Below are 18046 nucleotides of genomic sequence, written 5' to 3' on the forward strand. Positions count from 1 at the left end.
GTCCGCTGCGGGGGAGGAGCCCCCCGCAGCGCACCACCCGCGAGGACAGCCCCATGCCCTGCTACGAAATCGACGGCATCCGCCCGGTGGTCGATCCCACCGCCTACGTCCACCCGACCGCGGTGCTGATCGGCGACGTCATCGTCGGTCCGCACTGCTACATCGGCCCGGCCGCCTGCCTGCGCGGCGACTTCGGTCGCCTGGTGCTGGAGGCGGGCGCCAACCTGCAGGACACCTGCGTGATGCACGGCTTCCCCGGCACCGACACGGTGATCGAGGTCGACGGCCACGTCGGCCACGGCGCCGTGCTGCACGGCTGCCGCATCGGCCGCAACGCGATGGTCGGCATGAACGCCGTGGTGATGGACGGCGCCGAGGTCGGCGAGTGCGCGATCGTCGCCGCGATGGCCTTCGTCAAAGCGCAGATGCGCATCCCGCCGCGCAGCCTCGCCGTCGGCAGCCCGGCGCGGGTGCTGCGCGAGCTCTCCGAGCAGGAGATCGCGTGGAAGACCGAGGGCACCGCCACCTACCACACGCTCGCGGTGCGCAGCCTCGCCACGCTGCACGAGTGCGCGCCGCTGGCCGCGGCCGACGCCGCGCGGCTCGCGCAGCACATGCCGGTGGGCGAGATCGACCCGCTGTACAAGACCAAACAGAAGTTCGGGGATTGAGATGGCTTACGAAACCCTGCTCGTCGACGTGCGCCCCGGCGGCGTCGGCCTGATCACGCTGAACCGCCCGCAGGCGCTCAACGCGCTGTCGGCGCAGCTGGTGCGCGAACTCGGCGCGGCGCTGCTGGCGCTCGAGGCCGACGCCGACGTCGGCGCCATCGTCATCACCGGCGGCACCCGCGTGTTCGCCGCCGGCGCCGACATCAAGGACATGGAGGGCAAGGCCTACGTCGACCTGTTCCTCGCCGACTTCCCGCACGTGCGCGGCGACGTCTGGACCGCGCTCGACGTGGTGCGCAAGCCGGTGATCGCCGCGGTGGCGGGCTTCGCCCTCGGCGGCGGCTGCGAGCTGGCGATGGCCTGCGACTTCATCCTCGCCGCCGACACCGCGAAGTTCGGCCAGCCCGAGATCGCCATCGGCACGCTGCCCGGCGCCGGCGGCACGCAGCGCCTGACGCGCCTGGTCGGCAAGAGCAAGGCGATGGAGATGTGCCTGACCGGGCGCACCATGGACGCCCGCGAGGCCGAGCGCAGCGGGCTGGTCAGCCGCGTGGTGGTGCCCGAGCTGCTGATCGAGGAGGCGGTGAGCACCGCGACGAAGATCGCCGCGCTGTCGCGCCCGGTGGTCTGGGCGGTCAAGGAGGCGGTCAACGTCGCCTACGAGGGCAGCCTCGCCGAGGGCCGGCGCTTCGAGCGGCGCGCGTTCGAGGCCACCTTCGCGCTGCAGGACTGCGTCGAGGGCATGCAGGCCTTCGTCGACAAGCGCAAGCCGGTGTTCCGCCACCGCTGAGCCGTCGCCCCGGCGATGCGGCGCGCGGCCGGGGGCGTGCGCCGCGCGGACTCATAACGACAGGGCCCCGGCCCGCCGCCATCGGGAGAAGCCTTATGAACCATCCGTTGCCGCCCGCGCGGCTGCGGGCGCTCGCGTTCGCGCTGTGCGCCGCCTGTTTCACCCCCGCCCACGCCGCCGACGAGGCGGTCACGCTCAAGCGCGACCGCTGGGGCGTGCCGCACGTATACGCCGACAGCACCTTCGGCCTGTTCTACGGCTACGGCTACGCGGTCGCCCAGGACCGCCTGTTCCAGATGGAGATGGCGCGACGCAGCACCCAGGGGCGCGTGGCCGAGGTGCTCGGCGCGACGTTCGTCGACTACGACCGCAAGACCCGCGCGAACTACGACCCGGCGGCGATCGCCGCGCAGCTCGCCGCGCTGCCCGCCGACGACCGCGCGATCCTCGACGGCTACGCCGCCGGCTTCAACGCCTGGCTGCAGCAGGTCGCCGCCAGGCCCGACACGCTGCTGCCGCGGCCCTTCACCGAGTTCGGCTTCACGCCGCAGCCGTGGACCGCCTTCGACGTGGCGATGGTGTTCATCGGCACCATGGGCAACCGCTTCGGCGACTTCAACACCGAGATCGAGAACCAGGCGCTGCTCAACGCGCTGGTCGCCCGGCACGGCGAGGCCGCCGGCCGCGCGCTGTTCGACCTGCTGCTGCCGCCGGACACCGCCGGCGCGCCGACCACGATCCCCGCCGCCGACTGGAACGCCCGCGCACCGGCGCGCGCGGCGGCGGCGCTCGCGCCGGTCTCGGCCAAGGTGCTCGCCGACATCCGCCGCGTGCCGCTCGGGCGCGACGGCGCGGTGCGCGACCTGCCGCCCGCCGCGGCGCAGGCCTGGCTCGACAGCGAGTTCGCCGCCTGGGGGCTGAGCGGCAGCGCCGGCTACCCGAGCACCAGCAACATGCTGGTGCTCGGCCCGCAGCACGTCGCCGGCGCCCGCGCCATCCTCAACAACGGCCCGCAGTTCGGCTGGTTCAACCCCGCCTACACGTATTCGGTCGGCCTGCACGGTGCCGGCTTCGACATCGTCGGCAACACCGCCTTCGCCTACCCGGCGGTGATGTTCGGCCACAACGGCCGCATCGCCTGGGGCAGCACCTGGGGCGCGGTCGACAACGTCGACATCTACCGCGAGACGCTGAACCCCGCCGATCCGCGCGAGTACCGCCTCAACGGCATCTGGGTGCCGATGGAGGCGCGCCGCGAGACCCTCCGCGTCAAGGGCGGCGAGGCGGTGAGCTTCGAGGTGCTGAAGACCGTGCACGGGCTGGTGACGGCGCTCGACGAGGGCGCCGGCGTCGCCTACGCCAAGCGCCGCGCCTGGGCCGGGCACGAGCTCGACACCCTGCTCGGCTGGCTGCGCCAGGGCCAGGCGCGCAACTGGGACGAATGGAAGGCGCAGGTCGCGCGCATCGGCTTCAACATCAACGTCTACTACGCCGACGCCGACGGCAACATCGGCTACGCCCTCGGCGGCCATTACCCCGAACGCCGCCACGACGGCCGCCTGCCGGCGCCCGGCGACGGCAGCGCCGAGTGGCTGCGGCTGCGGCCCTTCGCCGAGAACCCGCAGGTGTTCAACCCGAGTTCGGGCTACATCGCCAACTGGAACAACAAGCCCGGCGACGCCCCGCTCGGCACCGGGCTGTACTACTACGCCTGGACCCGCGCCGACCGCGTCGAGGCGCTCACCGACCTGGTCGCCGCCACCCCGCGCCTCGACGCCGACGCCTCCTGGCGCCTGATGATGGACGCCGCGCTGGTCGACGTGAACGCCAAGTACCTGGTGCCCGAGGCCCTCACCGCCACCGCCGCGCTGCCGGCCGACGACCGCCTGCGCCGCGCCGCCGGGCTGCTCGCCGGCTGGGACCGCGTCAGCCGCGACGCCGACCGCGACGGCCGCTACGACGGCGCCGCCCCGGCGATCATGCAGACCTGGCTGCCGCTGCTGCTCGCGCGGGTGTTCGCCGACGACGTGCCGGCCGAGTTCCTCAAGTGGTACGCCTCGGCCGGCTACCCGAGCCCCGAGTCGCCGATGCGCGGCAGCCTCAACCTGCAGATCGGCACCAAGGTGCTGGTCGAGGCGCTGCTGGCGAAGCGCGCCGGCACCGCGCAGCCCTACGACCTATTCAACGGCGTCGACCCGGCCGTGCTGCTGCGCGAGACGCTCGCCGCCGCGCTCGACCAGCTCGAACGCACGCAGGGCCCGGAGCCGGCGAAGTGGTCGCTGCCGACCGTGCCGCAGGTGTTCTTCGCCAACAACTTCATGGGCGTCCCGCAGGCGCCGGCCGGCGAGGAGCGGCGCACCCGCATCGCCCAGAACCGCGGCACCGAGAACAACCGCGTGGTGTTCGGCAGCGACGGCCGCGTGCAGGCCGTCGAGGTGGTCGCACCCGGCCAGAGCGGCTTCATCGCCCCCGACGGCAGCCGCTCGCCGCACTACGAGGACCAGCTCGGGCTCTACGAGGACGAGGGCCACAAGCCGGTGTGGTTCGACGCCGCCGACGTCGACGCCCACCTGGAGTCGCAGACGATGCTGCCGCTCCCGCGCTGACGCCGCACCGCCCCCGGGGCACGGCAGGTGCGGCGGGGGCGGGCGCCACGGCGGCGCCGGGGGGCGCTGGGCTAATGCAGGCGGTAGACGGTCGCCTGCCAGCCCGCCAGCGACACCGACGCCTGCCCGTTCGCGGTGCTCGCGCCGGCGCCGTTGTCGATGAGCGTGTCGGCGATGCGGATGTCGGGCGGCAGCGCGTAGGTGACGGGCTCGCGGCCGAAGTTGATCAGCACCAGGTAGCGCTCGTCGTCGAGGGTGCGGGTGTAGGCGAAGACGCGGGGATGCTCCGGGTCGATGTCCGCGTAGGCGCCGTACACCAGCGCCGGGGTCCGGTGGCGCAGCTCGATCAGCCGGCGGTGGTGGTGGTACACCGAGTCGGGCTCGCCGAGCTGCGCGGCGGCGTTGATCTCGCGGTGGTTGGGGTTCACTGCCAGCCACGGCGTGCCGGTGGTGAAGCCGCCGTGGGCGTCGGCGCTCCACTGCATCGGCGTGCGCGCATGGTCGCGGCTGGTCTGGCGCAGGTGCGCCAGCAGCTCGGCGGCCGGCACCCGGCCGGTCTCGACCAGCGTGCGCCACAGGCCTTTGACCTCGACGTCGTCGTACTGCTCGATGCGCTCGAACGGGTAGTTGGTCATGCCGAGCTCATCGCCCTGGTAGAGGAAGGGCGTGGCGCGCTGCGTGAGCATCAGCGTGGCCAGCGCCTTCGCCGAGCGTGCGTGCCAGGCCGGGTCATCGTCGCCGAAGTGCGAGACCGCGCGCGGATTGTCGTGGTTGCACAGGAAGCTGGTGTTCCAGCCGTGCGCGCCGGCGGTGCGGTCGATCGTCGTGTAGGTCGCCTTCAACTGCGGCAGGGTCCAGTCGGTCTTGCGCCAGTTGTCGCGGTCCAGGCGCACGATGTCGAAGTGGAAGATCATGCTCAGTTCGCCGCGGCGCGCGTCGGTGAACAGTGGCGCCTGCTCGAAGTCCACGCCGAAGGCCTCGCCGACCGACATCGCGTCGTAGGGCGCCAGCACCTCGCGGTGCATCGTCTGCAGGTACTCGTGGATTCGCGGGCCGCTGGCGTAGACGAATTCGGGGTGGTCGATCTGCTCCGGCGCCAGGTCGGGCAGCCCCGGCTGCTTCGAGATGAACGGGATGACGTCCATGCGAAAGCCGGACACACCCTTGTCGAGCCAGAAGCGCATCAGGTCGAAGACCTCGGCGCGGACCTCGGGGTTCTCCCAGTTCAGGTCCGGCTGCTTCTCGGCGAAATAGTGCAGGTAGTACTGGCCGGTGGAGTCGTCGCGCTTCCAGGCCGGGCCGCCGAAGAACGACGGGTAGTTGTTCGGCGGCCGTTCACCGGCCTCGCCCCGCCCGTCGCGCCAGATGTAGTAATCGCGCTTCGGGTTGTCGCGGCTGCCGCGGCTTTCGACGAACCAGGCGTGCTCGTCGCTGGTGTGGTTGACCACCAGGTCGATGATGAGCCGCATGCCGCGTGCCTTCATGCCGGCCAGCATGCGGTCGAAGTCGGCCATCGTGCCGAATTCGCTCATCACCTTGCGGTAGTCGCGGATGTCGTAGCCGTTGTCGGCGTTGGGGCTGTCGAAGTGCGGGCTGAGCCAGATCACGTCGACGCCGAGCGTCTTCAGGTAGTCGAGCCTGGCGGTGATGCCCGGCAGGTCGCCGATGCCGTCGCCGTTCGAGTCGCTGAACGAGCGCGGATAGATCTGGTAGACGACGGCCTGCTTCCACCAAGCCGTTTCGCGAACGTCGGCCATCCTGTGATCTCCGTCGGGTTTGTCGTTGGGATTCGATCGTCGTGTCCCGATCCGCGACCGCGGCGCATGCCGGCGCTGCCGCGGACCGCCGCCCATTGTGGGCGGCGCATCGTTTCCCGCGCATTTTCCGGCAGCACTCCCGGTGGCATGCCGGCGGATCGCGGATGACACTGAAGCCGACGGCCGGGCGCCCGCCCCCCGTTCCGAGCCTCCCTGGCACGGACAAGCCTTCAGCCCCCAGGTAGTGGAGAAACCCTGATGAGCAGGCTCACCTTTCCCAAGCCCGTGCCGACGGCCCTCGCGGTCGGGCTCGCGCTGCTGATCTGGTTCGTCATTCCGGTGCCGGACCAGGTCACGCCTGAGGCCTGGCACATGCTGGCGCTGTTCACCGGCAGCATCGCCGCCATCATCGGCAAGGCGCTGCCGATCGGCGCGGTGTCCATGGTGGCCATCGCGCTGGTCGCGATCACCGAGGTGACCCGCCCGGGCAACCCCGAGGGGGCGCTGGCCGATGCCTTGAGCGGGTTTTCCAATCCGCTGATCTGGCTGATCGGGATCGCCGTGATGATCGCCGTGGCGCTGGTCAAGACCGGGCTGGGCACGCGGATCGGCTACCACTTCATTGCCTTGTTCGGCAGGAAGACGATCGGCATCGCCTACGGCCTGGTGCTGTCCGAACTGGTCATCGCACCGGTCACGCCGAGCAACACGGCGCGTGGCGGCGCCATCATCCACCCCATCATGCGTTCGATTGCCGACGGCTTCGGTTCGAGCCCCGAGCTGGGCACGCAGAACAGGATGGGGCGCTACCTGGCGCTGGTGAACTACAACGCCAATCCGATCACCTCGGCGATGTTCGTCACCGCCACCGCGCCCAATCCGCTGATCGTGGCGCTGATCGCCAAGGCCACCAACCCTTCGCTCTCGATCACCTGGGGCCAGTGGGCACTGGCCGCCCTGCTGCCCTGCCTGTGCATGCTGGTGCTGATGCCGCTGGTGCTCTACGTCCTGTTTCCGCCCGAAGTCAGGGATACGCCGGATGCCAAGGGCATGGCCGAGGCCCGCTTGAACACGATGGGGCCGATGAGCACTGCGGAATTCGTCACCCTGGGCGTGCTGGCGCTGATGCTGCTGATGTGGGCGGGGGTTCCCGCGATGCTCCTCGGCCCCGCGGCGGAACTCAACGCCACCACCACCGCGATGGTCGGCCTGTCGCTGCTGCTGCTCACCGGGGTGCTGGAGTGGGAGGACATCCTCAAGGCCAGGAGCGCCTGGGACACCCTGATCTGGTTTGCCGCGCTGGTGATGATGGCCACGTTCCTGGGCAAGCTCGGGCTGGTCGGCTGGTTTTCGCTGTCGATCCAGAATGCGATCAATTACCTGAACCTGGGCTGGGTCAGTGCCACGATCCTGCTGGTGCTGGTCTACTTCTATTCCCACTATTTCTTCGCCAGCACCACGGCGCACATCACGGCGATGTTCGGCGCCTTCTTCGCCGCCGGCACGGCCCTGGGCGCACCGCCGGCACCGCTGGCCCTGCTGCTGGCATTTGCGTCCTCGCTGATGATGTCGCTGACGCATTACGGCACCGGCACCGCCCCGATCATCTTCGGCTCGGGCTACACCACCCTCAATGAATGGTGGGCGGCCGGGGCGGTGATGAGCGTGGTCAATCTGCTGATCCTGGTGGGGGTGGGCGCCATCTGGTGGAAGCTGCTCGGATATATCTGAGATCGGGCAAGCGGCGTTTGCGCGGCAGGACTGCGTCGCGGACAGGCCGGCGTGCATCGCAGCGCGAGCCCGCGGCTGACATGCCGCCGTCGTGGTCATCCAGGGTGATCACGACGGCGGTGGATGCAGCAGCGTCGAAATTCACCACGGCCTGCCTGCCGTGGGTGTCGTGCGGACGCTTCGGCGGCGCCCGATGCGCCTTGACGATCAGTGCCTGCGGCGCCGCATCCCGTACACCCACGACAGGCCGCTGAGCATCAGCAGCAGCGACGCGGGCTCGGGGACCTCGTTCACGAACACGGCGTTCCCCATCAGGACGCCGACGTTGCCCACGGGCATCGCCGCTGCCGCCCGGACCTGATACTTGAACAGGTCAAGGTCATGGGCGAGCGAAAACGCCGAGGTCGCCGTATCGAACTGCAGTTCACCCAATAACTTGTCGGCGATGTAGGTGCTGGCCTCGCTCGCGCTGGAGAACGCGAGGCTGTTCGTGAGCGGATCGAGAAACAGCAGGTTACCGCTGTTCAGCAGTTCCTCGTTGAGGTCGAGCAGTGCCCCCATCGAGCCGTCGGGGTTGAACGTCATGCCCAGGCGAAACAGCAGCGGATGACCGTCGCTGTCCAGGCCAATGGCGCCCGGAACAGCGCCGGCGATATCGGTGCCGACCTCCAGGACCGAAGAAGCGATATCGCCGGTGATCGAGTCGGGCTCGAACACGACGTTGAAATCGCTGGCCTTCAATGACACGTCGCCCTCCAGGAAGTCGTCGGCCTGGATGTCGTTGAATGACATCGGGTCCCGTACCAGCGACGCCGCCCTCGCCTCCGGCGCCCGCACGAAATCGCGGATCGTCGGATCGAAGCGCGAGCCGCTCTTGTCCACGGTGGCATAGGAGCCGGCCGCCGAAACGCGGATGCGGTTATTGCCGAGATCGGTGAAGGTGATCTTGGCCTGCGCCTCGGCCGATGACGAGAAGGGACCGAACGTCGGATTGACGATGGTCCTGGATCGGCGCACGGGCCCCGCGATGGCCGGATCGTGCAGGATCAGTTCGCCATTGGGCCCCGTTTCCGACTTGGGTTCGGTATCGTAACTTTTGCCCGCCGGTGGTTTCTGCTCGACGGAATAACCGCCAATCAGTTTGATGCCCTGGCTGGGTACGCGCGGATTGATCGGGTTGTAAGCCCGAGCCGTCGACTTGAGGGGAAAGAACGTCCGGAAGAACGGATCGGACTGGCTCGGAAAGTGGGCCACGGCGATCGGCGTGGGAAGCGCGCCCGCAACCTCCGCCACGGCATGCAGGTCGAACGTTCCGCCTCCACCCGTGCGCGTTACACCGTTCGGGGACGCCACGCTGTTGGTCACCGTGGCGCCACCTCCGGAGAAGAGGTTGACGGCCTGAACGTCGCTGACGACGAGAACCCCTCCGAGCAGCGAGGCCAGCGTCGTCGCGATTCCTCTGGATAGCCATCCTGGTTTCCGGTCGGGAAATACCACATCGGGTGCAATCTGCATGGCCCTTTCTTCCTCCACATGACCGGTAGCAAGAACCCGTGCACCCCGCACACGGGGGTATCGCCAAAGCGCTCAGATGGCAATCTCATGCGCGTGGACACACGATCCGTATCGCGAGCGGGGGGGATTCGTGCGGGCCGTTCATGACGCAAAATTTGCACCATGATGCAAAATCATTTCGCGAGCAACGAGTTGAAAAGTACAAAACGGGCAGGGCCAAAAAAATGTAAAAACTATTGACGGATTGGGTCGGTGAGAAGTCTCTCCGCCAACTGAAAACCGTCGCTGGTCGGGAGCAGGGCATCAAATAGAGGGCGTGAGAGGAGCGGCGGATGGCGTCATTTCGTGCGGCAGAGCAATGAAATGCGGTGCGGGCCCGGAAAGCGTCTGAAGCATAATGCCGCTGGCGATGCGCAGTGATGGCAGCGCTGCTGACCGTCAGCGTGTCGGTGAAACGACATTACGGAAAAGATGAGCCTGCGCCACGGCAAAAGCCGCAGGTTTTCGGTCATGCCTCGACGGTGACTGATTCGATTGCATTACCGGTCAACAAGCGAGCGGTGTTCATTGTGTCGGACAATCCGGAATGGGCAATTGCCGAAACGGAATGCCCGGCACGCATGCCTTGCGTTGCCCGATCGGATGCGTCACAGCGATACGGCCGGGCGTCGCCCATCGGGAGCGTTGCGGCCCCGGAACCGTGATGGCCGGCTTACCGGTTCGTTGAGGTCGCGGCGGGGGGGACGCCGGCGGCCGGCCGCCGGTTCAGGATCACCAGCGCGATGCCGCCGAGGATCGCGGCGGAGGCGAGCAGCAGGCGCAGCGTCAGCGGCTCGCCGAGGAAGATGATGCCGCCGACGGCGGCGATCACCGGCACGCTGAGCTGCACGGTGGCGGCGCTGGTGGCCTTCAGCGCCGGCAGCGCGGTGTACCAGATCGCGTAGCCGACCCCCGAGGCGAGCGCGCCCGAAGCCACCGCGTAGCCGACGCCGGCGCCGTCCAGCGAGCGGTGCGCCCAGGTCAGCGCGCTCAGGGCGATGCCGATCGGTACCGCGCGCAGGAAGTTCCCCGCGGTGACGTGGGTGGGGTCACCGGCGCCGCGCCCGCGCAGCGAGTACACGCCCCAGGCCACGCCGGCGCCGAGCATCAGCAGCGCACCGGCGAGCGGCGGGGCCGACAGGCCGGGCAGCAGCAGCGCCACCAGCCCGGCGCCGGCGAGCCCGAGCCCGCCGAGCTGCGCCGTGCCCAGGCGCTCGCCGCGCCACAGGCCGTAGCCGATCATCGTCGCCTGCACCGCGCCGAACAGCAGCAGCGCGCCACTCGCCGCGGGCAGGCTCACGTAGGCGTAGGAAAAACCGGCCGCGTAGGCGAACAGCGCGAGCGCCGACGGCCAGTTGCCCGCGCCGTGTGCGCCCCGGTGCAGCCGTGCCGCCAGCGCGAGCACGAGCGCCCCCGCGAGCAGCCGGATCGTCGTGAAGCTCGCCGCGTCGATGGCGGTCGCCTTCAGCGCGACCCGGCACAGCAGCGAGTTGCCGGCGAAGGCGATCATCGCGAGGGTGGTCAGGACGGCGATGCGGGCCGGGGACATCGGCAGCACTCCTCACGAAACCGGCGGGCGACGTTGGGTGGCGTGCCCGGTACCCGCCCTCATGGGCGTGCCTGCAGGCGGTTCCACTCCAGCGTGCGGGACCGCCAGTGAGCCTCGATCTGCTGCGTGAAGTCGGTCCGGACCAGCTTCGCCCGCTGCAGCAGCCAGTCGTCGTCCTCCACCCGCACCACCACCCCTTCCATCGGGCCGTCGCGAAACCGGCTCGGCTGCGAGCGCAGCAGTTCCTGCAGGCCGGCGCTGCTGGTGCGCCCCCGCGCGACGGCCGGTACCACCGCCACGCGCAGCCCCTGCGCCCAGGCATCGCGCCGGCGGGTGCTCCAGAAGCGGCCGGCGCGCCGGTCGTAGACATCGAACAGCAGCCACCAGTCGGGCAGGGCGGCGTAGTCGAGCGAGTGACGGGCCGCGCACCACTCGCCGAAGGCGATCAGGTGCTCGCCCAGCGCATCGAACAGCGCGTCCTCGCGCCGGGCCAGCCATTCGCCCAGGCGCGCGAACTGGCCGGCGTAGGGAGGGTGCAGGTACTGCCCACGGTTCTGCGCGCGCAGCGTCCCTTCGCGGGAAACGGAAACGCCGAGGTTCGCGCCGTCGAGCTTCTCTTCCACCACCACCGGCCCCTGCAGCAGGTCCCGGACCTCGGCGGGCGACAGCACCTTGTCGTCGCGCGGCGTGCCGCGGCCGAGCCAGGCCAGGTGCGGGGTGTGGGGGAAACGGAAAAAATCGGTCATGCGCTGCCCTTCTTGCTCAGCCATTTTGCGCGCAACCATTCTTCGAGCAGATGTTCCACCTGCAGCCCCGCCTTCCCGAGGGCATCGCCGCAGCCCAGCCAGTCGGTGTCGCAGGCGTTGGTGAGCCGACAGGCATGTCCGGCGTCCTGCGCGGCCAGCGCTGCCGCCACCATCTTGCGATCGGCACGATCCGTGACTGCGGCTGCCAGTTCGTCCGCAAGGATCGCGTGGCCATTCTCGTCCATGCTCAGGCCGACCCACACCACCTCGTTGCGGTCTCGCTTGGTCATCAGCGCCAGCCAGCCGTAATCCTGCTCCGTCAGCTTGTGGAGATACTCGCCGCAGAGGCGCCAACCCCAATCCAGCACCACCGATCGCTCGGGGTCCTGCTCGAATGCTTCCAGCCAGCGCAGTACCCGCTCCCGCAGCGCCGCTTCCTGAATCGGCGTGGCATCGGGCCGGAAGGGCGAACCGTCATCGGCAGCGCTGGCAACGATCAGCACGTTCGTATCCACCACCCGGGCATCAGCCATAGGGGTGATCCCGCATGCGCTGGGCGCGTGCCTGTGCCTGCGCGCGGGCTTCACCGACGCTGTCGCCGAAGAAATGAGGCGGCCAGTTGCTGACGGTGCCGAAGTCGTCCACGGCGAGGGGGCGCAACCGGGCGGTGGCCTCGTCACGTTCGACGAAGTACAGCGCGCACTGGTCGGGCTGCGTCCGCTGTTGTGCGATCAGCGTCTGCATGCGGCGGAAAACATGCTCCGAATGAGTTTCGACGATGAACTGGATGCCGCGTTTCTGGCTGACTTCCACGAACAGTTCCGCCAGCACGGCTTGTGCCAAGGGGTGCAAATGGATTTCTGGTTCTTCCAGGATCACCGTGCTGCCCGGCGGTGCGAAATGGGCTACGGTGAGCACGGGCAATACCTGCGAAATGCCGATTCCCACATCGCGCAGGTTGGCCTGCACGCCGTCCTTATGGACCACCACTTCGTAACGGGTGGAGCGCCCCACTTGGCGCACCTCCAGATGGTCCGCGATTTTCATACACGTCAGCCACCTGGAGACACCTGCCACGATCTCGCCCTGCCCGCCATTTTTCGTCAGCGCACTGGCGAGCAGTACGTCGATGGCTTTGTGTCCGTCGCTGCCGATTTCGCCGGGGTTCGATTTGTTCCACACGTAATCGCGTTCCGGCTTGCGGCGCAGCGGACCGAGATACACCACGTTCTCCAGCTCACGGCGGATCGCAAGGCTCAAATCCTGCGCCAGTGCGCCCTCCGCTCCCAATTGGACGATGGCCTCGGCCGAAAGCGCGATGGAGCGCTCCGGCGCGAAGTCGCGGCTTTTACCCCGCGGCTGAGCCTCGTCGTCGACGAACAGCGAATACGCGCCCTTTTCCCGCCGCACCGCGCGCAGGCGCCGACCGTCGGTGAGCAGTTCCAGTTCCTGCACCGCCACCGCGCCGCTGGAGGTTTTCCCGTAACTGCAGTGAAAGTGACCGTCCTGGATGCGTTCCCCCGCCGGCCGCCGGAACGCGAACGCCAGCTCGAATCGGCGTGGATCGGTGCAGCCGATCGTCAACACATCGTCGAAGTCGCCGAAGTTGAAATAATCGTTGAGTTCGTCACCCCCCAGATTCAGATGAATCGTCCGGTCGGGGGACTGCACCGTCTGCTTCAGCAGCAGCAGGCTCTGGATCAGCGAAGACTTGCCCGAGGAGTTGGTGCCCAACAGCATCGTCACCGGCCGCAAGGTGACCTCTCCGGTGTCGCGCCAGGCCTTGAAGTTCTTCAGTTGCAGGCTGGTCAGCATCGGCCGTTCTCCATCTGATGGGCATGGTTTCCGCTTAGCCGATCCCACGCTTCCAGCACCAGCCGCCGGGTGCGGTATTCGCCGAACGTGCGGCGCTCGTTGTTCTTGAGCACGCGGAAGGTCTCGGAAGGGTAGTTCTCGCCCATCACGTCGGCGGGGTCGAGGATGTAGCGCAGCTCGTCGCGGCTCAGGCCGTAGAGGCGGGCGTAGTAGGCATCGAGTTCGGCACGCAGTCGGGCGCGGCGCTCGGAGTCCCACGGGAAGGGCGGGCCCTCGAAGCCGAGGTCTTCCGCCCAGGGCCGGAGATCGTGGGCGGTGTAGGTGAGTTCGAGCACGCGGGGGACGATGAACGCGAGGTCGGTTTCGGTGTAGCGGTCGGGGGGGAGTATGGGGAGCTGCTTGAGATAAAAATATGTGAGAGATGTTCCACCGACTTTCTGTCGAGCAGCGTAGTCGAGCGTCAATGAATTGAGACTCCCATAAAGCGCGGCTACATGCTGCACGGATGGCGCTGCGTTGCAGAACATGAGCGGCATCTTGTGCCCCACGCCCACCCTCGGCACCACCGACGCGATCACCGTGCGTTCGTCCGTCGATCGGCAAATGTCCCGCCAGCCCATCAGCCAACCGCGTTGCCAGTGCTTGTCGGCGAGGCGCTGGTTCACCTCGGCGGCGCTCACCCAGTAACGCGGGGTGGCGGTGAAATCGGGCTGCCGTTTCTCGTCGACCGTCACGTCGCGACTCACCCTGTCCGCCCCGTAGGTCGCCCAGCGGTGGTCGAACTGGTGAATCATCTTGGCTTCAAAAAGCGGAAGCCGGTCGGGGGCGGGGGTGTCGTGGAACAGGTGGCTGTCGTTGGACATATGGATCATGGCCATGAAGCGAATGTTCCACGGATTTCGCTCCGGTGGCCCTTCGGCAATGAGCACCGGCGCGGCGCGGTAGAGTTTCTTGGTCAGTTCGGCGTCTTGTTCAGTCCGAAAGATCGGACACGTAAGGGTATTAGGATTGACCTTGCCCATGTCTTCCGCCGTCATTCGTATTCTGCGCCGCGCGTCCTGCATTTCGGAAACGGTGTACGCAAACCAACAAAACTCCATTTGCTGAACTGGCGTAATGGAGCCGGCAATCGTCATCAAGCCAAATGTCACTGTATGTTCAACAGGTTTAGGGAATAGGAAGCGCTCGTTCTTGAATCCGTAGTAGCTTTCAAGACGCCCAGTTGAAACGAGATATTGAAAGAATTGTTTCGTTGTATCGTCCGTGGCAATGCCGGTCGGCACGATGAAGCCCGCCCGCCCGGTCGCGTTCACCAGTTGGGCGAAGGTTTCCGCAAACAGCGCATAGGTGTTCACGTCGCCCACGCCGGTCAGCGGGTAGCGCCCGGCATCGTGGGCGAACAGGCTCGCGGCTTCGGCGTTGCGCCGTGCCGACAGGAACTCGGCGTACAACGCTTGTTCTGCCGTATTCGGCGGTGTCAGCCCCTGCGCCGACTCCCGTTCCGGATAGAGGGCGTGCAGCAGCATGCCCTCGGCCAACAGACCGATGCGCCGTCCCCGTTCGGCCTTGTGCGGCGCTTCGGCCACCAGCGGACTGCGAGAGGCGAAAAACTCCTCCTCCTGCAGTTTGATGCGTTCCCACGGCGGATTGCCGAGCAGCACGTCGAAGCCGCCGGTTCTCACCCCCGGCCCCTCGCCTGCAGGTGGGCGAGGGGGGAAAACCTGCGGGAATGCCAGGTGCCAGTGCAGGGCCTGCGCCGCGCGGGCGGCTTCGTGCGCCGCGTCCGCCACGCCCGGCCGGGGGGCGCCGTCATTCAGCGTGAGCCAGAGGTCCTGGCTGGTCGGCACGCGCGGCGCGTGTTCGGGCGTCTTCGGCAGCACGAAGGCGGCGACGAACAGGTCGGCCGCGAGCTGCGCGCGCGAGGCGGCGATGTTCGCTTCGTGCTCGCGGTGGGCGGCGCGCTTGGCTTCGAGCGCTTCGAGGGTGTCGTCGGGCATCGCCTCCAGCGCACGGCCGTCCAGGTCCACCCGCAACTCCAGGCCCGGCAGGTAGCGGGAGCGCGCCTTCGCCCTGGCGATCGCTTTCAGCGCGTCGCGGTTGGCTTTCTTGAGCGCCCTGGCGACGTCCCTGTCGTCGCCGGAGAGCGCGTTGAACGCCTTGTCGGGGATGCCGTTCTCCAGGATGGCGGGGTCGAGCACGCCGAGCAGCGCATCGCCGCAGCGCAGGTGATGGTCGAGAAAGCTCAGCGGCCGGTCGGGCGTGTAGGCCTCCAGCCACAACGCGGTGCGGGCGAGTTCGACCGCCAGCGGGTTCTTGTCGACGCCGTAGAGGCAACGGGCCACCACGGCGCGCAGCGCGCGACGGACGTCCTCGGGCAGCGGGTTGCCGTCGGGCGCGTCGAGCCGGGCGATGTCCTCGGCGAGGCGGCGGGCGGCGGCGAGCAGGAAGTGACCGGAGCCGCAGGCCGGGTCGCAGACGGTGAGGTCGAGCAGCGCCTTGACCGGCTCCTGCGGATGGGCCGCCACGGTCTGGGCGATGACCGGTTCCAGCGCGCTCTTGACGAGTTCCTGCACCAGGCCGTCGGGCGTGTAGTAGGAGCCGGTGAGCTTGCGCGCATTGCCCTTGGACGAAGCGGCACCCTCACCCCCGGCCCGGCTCCCGGTGGGAGAGGGGAGATCGTCTGTCTCGTCGCCGACGAAGCCGAAGCGGCGCGCGCCGCCGGTGAGCGTGAGCACCGGCACCAGCTCCAGCAGGCTTTCGTAGACGCTGCCGAGCTCCTCGGAGCCCATGTCTCGGTAGTTGACTCGTGAGAGCGCCGCGCCGTCGCGGAAGAAACACAGGCTGAACAACGCCGATAGCAGCGCCTGGTTTTCCAGTTGCGCGGCGTCGAGGTCAGGGCACTGCGTGGCGTCGAACAGCCCGCCGAGGGCCGGCAGGCCGAGCGCCGGCTGGCCGCAGCCGAGGCCGGCGAAGGTGATGATGAGGGCCTGCCACAGGTCGGCGTGGCGGTCGTAGCCGCGGCGGCGGGCGGCGAGCTGGCGCAGGCGCTGCAGGCTGTAGCCGGCGAGGTAGCGGGCTTTGGCCTCGGTGCCGGCATCGGGCGCGAAGACGAGTTCGCGGTCCTCGATGGTGGCGAGGAAGATCAGGCGGTAGACCAGCCGCAGCAGTTGCTCGAAGCAGGCGCGGGCGTCGAGCTCACCGGCCTCGATGCGGCGGCGCAGCGCGGTGTTGCCGGAGTGGGCGAGAAAGCCGGTGCCGAGGCTGCGCAGCGCCTCGGTGACGCCGACCCGCAGGCGCTCGCGGGCGCGGATGCCGTCCTCCTGCGCGGTGTTGTGCCAGCGCTCCAGCGGGCAATCGGCGGGGTCGGCCTCAGCCCCGGCCCCTCTCGCGCCCGCGGGAGCGGGGAGAAACCGGCTGGCATGGGCGAGCAGCCACAGCGCGGCGAAGTCGGGGTACAGCTCCTCGGTGAAGAGGGTTTCGAGGTCGGCTTCGAGGTAGGCCGGGCGGGTCAGGCTGGGGTTGTCGCGCAGCACGCGCAGCCTGAGGCCGTTGCTGACCAGCGCCCATCGGCACGCCGGGCTGGCGTTCAGGAACTCCTGGGCGAGCAGGAAGGGCGAGCGGCGGTGTCCGCCGTCGCCGTGGCGGCTGCCCGGCTGGTCCAGCCCCTGATCGTGGGCCGCGAACACCAGCGGCACGCGACCATCGCCTGCGGCAAAGCCGATGGGGAAGCTGCGTTCGCCGAGCGTGAGCTGGCCGATGGCTTTCAGGTCGGTGAATCCGAGCACCTGGCGGCAGAAGGGTTCGAGAAACTCGCGCACGGTGAGGGTGTACGCGTCGACGTCGGTCCGTTGCCGCCGGATGCCGAAGTCCCGCCAGAGGTTCTGGGCGATCTTCCAGTAGCGGCCGATCTCGTCGCGCAGCTTGAGGCCGCGGGGGACGTCGTAATCGGCGTCATGCTGCTCCGCGGCTTCGAGGTGGGCGACCTTGTCGAGGAAATCGGGTGCGAGCAGCCCGCCTTCGAGGCGCAGGGCGGTGAAGGCGAGTTCCCGGTGCGAACGGCGGGCCATGTGGTCTTCCCTTTTTCTTGTGCGGGTCGAAGCCGAGCCGGTGGCTCAGGGCGTGTCCAGGTAGATGTCCACGGTGGCGGTGGTCCAGGTCGGCACCCCGGTGCCGAAAAAATCCTGGTCTTCGGTCCAGATCGGGCAATTCATCAACAGGGCGGCGGCCAGCGCCGGCCAGTCCCGTTCGTCGCGCCGGCCGATGCGGGCGCGGGCCTCGGTTTCGACGAGCGCGAGTTCTTCCTGGCCGACCAGTTGGATGGCGCTCATCACCGTGTCCAGCGACGCTTTCCAGATCGATTCCGGAATGCCGCGCCGGGGGGCCAGTTGCGCCAGGTAGCGACGGGCTTCCTCGAAGTTCGCTTCGGCCACGTAAAACGCCACCTGTTCGCTGGCCGCGGCGATCCGTTGCCGAACGCGTTGCCCGAAGACTGCACGAATCAGGATGTTGGCATCGATGACCAAGCGCTTACCCTGCATCTTGCATTCTGCGCCAGGCGGTGAAGTCGGCCGCCAGTTCCTCCTCGGTAATGCCGAGGCGGGTCATCTCCTCCTGCATCCGGCGGCCGGCTTCGAGCAGAGCGTCGCGCTCCGATTGGTTGGGGCGCTTCGGCACCGGGATGTAGAAACCGATGGTCTGGCCGTGGCGGGTGATCTCGATGGGGACCGAGGATTCGAGGTATTCCGCCAGCTTCTCGCGCAGTTCACGCATCCCGATTCGCAGGCTCATGGCAGGTGCTCAAGCAGTTGTGTACGCAATTATTAGCAC

At 68.4% G+C, this 18046-nt stretch carries 14 protein-coding genes; 5 read left to right on the forward strand and 9 right to left on the reverse strand.

The annotated features are described in order from the left end of the window. Positions 1-53 precede the first annotated feature (53 nt). The 3 genes from EV699_RS09290 to EV699_RS09300 all read left to right on the forward strand — a co-directional run bounded on the left by EV699_RS09290 (position 54) and on the right by EV699_RS09300 (position 4067). Positions 54-671, forward strand: a complete 618-nt coding sequence (locus tag EV699_RS09290; RefSeq protein WP_132541932.1) for an acyltransferase — start codon at positions 54-56, stop codon at positions 669-671. A 1-nt stretch (position 672) separates the two neighbouring features. Next, a complete protein-coding gene (locus EV699_RS09295; protein ID WP_132541934.1) occupies positions 673-1461 on the forward strand; it encodes an enoyl-CoA hydratase-related protein in 789 nt (262 codons plus the stop codon). A 95-nt stretch (positions 1462-1556) separates the two neighbouring features. Next, complete coding sequence (locus EV699_RS09300; protein ID WP_132541936.1) at positions 1557-4067, forward strand: penicillin acylase family protein; 2511 nt, start codon at positions 1557-1559, stop codon at positions 4065-4067. Positions 4068-4138: 71 nt separating this feature from the next. On the opposite strand, the gene EV699_RS09305 is transcribed toward EV699_RS09300, so the two are convergent. Continuing rightward, positions 4139-5824: an alpha-glucosidase gene (locus EV699_RS09305; protein ID WP_243662610.1), complete on the reverse strand. Its 1686-nt coding sequence runs from the start codon at positions 5822-5824 to the stop codon at positions 4139-4141. A gap of 258 nt (positions 5825-6082) precedes the next feature. Here EV699_RS09305 and EV699_RS09310 point away from each other — a divergent pair, with 258 nt between their 5' ends. Continuing rightward, positions 6083-7555 (forward strand): DASS family sodium-coupled anion symporter, encoded by a 1473-nt coding sequence (locus EV699_RS09310; RefSeq protein WP_132541940.1) that lies wholly within the window; start codon positions 6083-6085, stop codon positions 7553-7555. A gap of 207 nt (positions 7556-7762) precedes the next feature. Here EV699_RS09310 and EV699_RS09315 read toward each other — a convergent pair whose 3' ends face one another. Beyond that, on the reverse strand, positions 7763-9070 hold the full coding sequence (locus tag EV699_RS09315) for a PEP-CTERM sorting domain-containing protein (protein ID WP_132541942.1): 1308 nt from the start codon (positions 9068-9070) through the stop codon (positions 7763-7765). A 419-nt stretch (positions 9071-9489) separates the two neighbouring features. On the opposite strand from EV699_RS09315, the gene EV699_RS09320 reads away from it, so the two are divergent. Then, complete coding sequence (locus EV699_RS09320) at positions 9490-9774, forward strand: hypothetical protein (protein ID WP_132541944.1); 285 nt, start codon at positions 9490-9492, stop codon at positions 9772-9774. A gap of 8 nt (positions 9775-9782) precedes the next feature. Here the strand turns inward: EV699_RS09320 and EV699_RS09325 are convergent, their stop codons facing one another. Genes EV699_RS09325 through EV699_RS09355 form a run of 7 tightly spaced genes read right to left on the reverse strand, consistent with a single transcriptional unit; the run spans position 9783 to position 18007 of the window. Beyond that, positions 9783-10658, reverse strand: a complete 876-nt coding sequence (locus EV699_RS09325) for a DMT family transporter (RefSeq protein WP_132541946.1) — start codon at positions 10656-10658, stop codon at positions 9783-9785. Between the two features lie 59 nt (positions 10659-10717). Then, positions 10718-11404: an RNA ligase family protein gene (locus EV699_RS09330; RefSeq protein ID WP_132541948.1), complete on the reverse strand. Its 687-nt coding sequence runs from the start codon at positions 11402-11404 to the stop codon at positions 10718-10720. Beyond that, entirely contained in the window at positions 11401-11937 is a 537-nt protein-coding gene (locus EV699_RS09335) for a hypothetical protein (RefSeq protein WP_132541950.1), read from the reverse strand. Before EV699_RS09335 ends, EV699_RS09330 begins: the two co-directional genes overlap by 4 nt. After that, the gene (locus tag EV699_RS09340; RefSeq protein ID WP_132541952.1) at positions 11930-13219 is read right to left on the reverse strand and encodes an AAA family ATPase; all 1290 of its coding nucleotides are present in this window, start codon (positions 13217-13219) and stop codon (positions 11930-11932) included. Before EV699_RS09340 ends, EV699_RS09335 begins: the two co-directional genes overlap by 8 nt. Next, positions 13213-17286, reverse strand: coding sequence for an Eco57I restriction-modification methylase domain-containing protein (locus EV699_RS09345; RefSeq protein ID WP_132541954.1), 4074 nt, complete (start codon positions 17284-17286; stop codon positions 13213-13215). Before EV699_RS09345 ends, EV699_RS09340 begins: the two co-directional genes overlap by 7 nt. A 45-nt stretch (positions 17287-17331) precedes the next feature. Next, positions 17332-17742: a PIN domain-containing protein gene (locus EV699_RS09350; RefSeq protein WP_243662611.1), complete on the reverse strand. Its 411-nt coding sequence runs from the start codon at positions 17740-17742 to the stop codon at positions 17332-17334. A gap of 4 nt (positions 17743-17746) precedes the next feature. Continuing rightward, positions 17747-18007 (reverse strand): prevent-host-death protein, encoded by a 261-nt coding sequence (locus EV699_RS09355; protein ID WP_132541958.1) that lies wholly within the window; start codon positions 18005-18007, stop codon positions 17747-17749. Between the last annotated feature and the right edge of the window lie 39 nt (positions 18008-18046).

It is taken from the genome of Plasticicumulans lactativorans, from assembly GCF_004341245.1.
Lineage (GTDB): Bacteria > Pseudomonadota > Gammaproteobacteria > Competibacterales > Competibacteraceae > Plasticicumulans_A > Plasticicumulans_A lactativorans.

What these genes read in the sequence shown, in the direction of transcription:
- EV699_RS09320 (WP_132541944.1), top strand. Translation starts at nt 9,490, where the DNA reads ATGGCAGCGCTGCTGACCGTCAGCGTGTCGGTGAAACGACATTACGGA.
- EV699_RS09355 (WP_132541958.1), bottom strand. Translation starts at nt 18,007, where the DNA reads ATGAGCCTGCGAATCGGGATGCGTGAACTGCGCGAGAAGCTGGCGGAA.
- EV699_RS09300 (WP_132541936.1), top strand. Translation starts at nt 1,557, where the DNA reads ATGAACCATCCGTTGCCGCCCGCGCGGCTGCGGGCGCTCGCGTTCGCG.
- EV699_RS09305 (WP_243662610.1), bottom strand. Translation starts at nt 5,824, where the DNA reads ATGGCCGACGTTCGCGAAACGGCTTGGTGGAAGCAGGCCGTCGTCTAC.
- EV699_RS09290 (WP_132541932.1), top strand. Translation starts at nt 54, where the DNA reads ATGCCCTGCTACGAAATCGACGGCATCCGCCCGGTGGTCGATCCCACC.
- EV699_RS09330 (WP_132541948.1), bottom strand. Translation starts at nt 11,404, where the DNA reads ATGACCGATTTTTTCCGTTTCCCCCACACCCCGCACCTGGCCTGGCTC.
- EV699_RS09340 (WP_132541952.1), bottom strand. Translation starts at nt 13,219, where the DNA reads ATGCTGACCAGCCTGCAACTGAAGAACTTCAAGGCCTGGCGCGACACC.
- EV699_RS09345 (WP_132541954.1), bottom strand. Translation starts at nt 17,286, where the DNA reads ATGGCCCGCCGTTCGCACCGGGAACTCGCCTTCACCGCCCTGCGCCTC.
- EV699_RS09335 (WP_132541950.1), bottom strand. Translation starts at nt 11,937, where the DNA reads ATGGCTGATGCCCGGGTGGTGGATACGAACGTGCTGATCGTTGCCAGC.
- EV699_RS09310 (WP_132541940.1), top strand. Translation starts at nt 6,083, where the DNA reads ATGAGCAGGCTCACCTTTCCCAAGCCCGTGCCGACGGCCCTCGCGGTC.
- EV699_RS09295 (WP_132541934.1), top strand. Translation starts at nt 673, where the DNA reads ATGGCTTACGAAACCCTGCTCGTCGACGTGCGCCCCGGCGGCGTCGGC.
- EV699_RS09315 (WP_132541942.1), bottom strand. Translation starts at nt 9,070, where the DNA reads ATGCAGATTGCACCCGATGTGGTATTTCCCGACCGGAAACCAGGATGG.
- EV699_RS09325 (WP_132541946.1), bottom strand. Translation starts at nt 10,658, where the DNA reads ATGTCCCCGGCCCGCATCGCCGTCCTGACCACCCTCGCGATGATCGCC.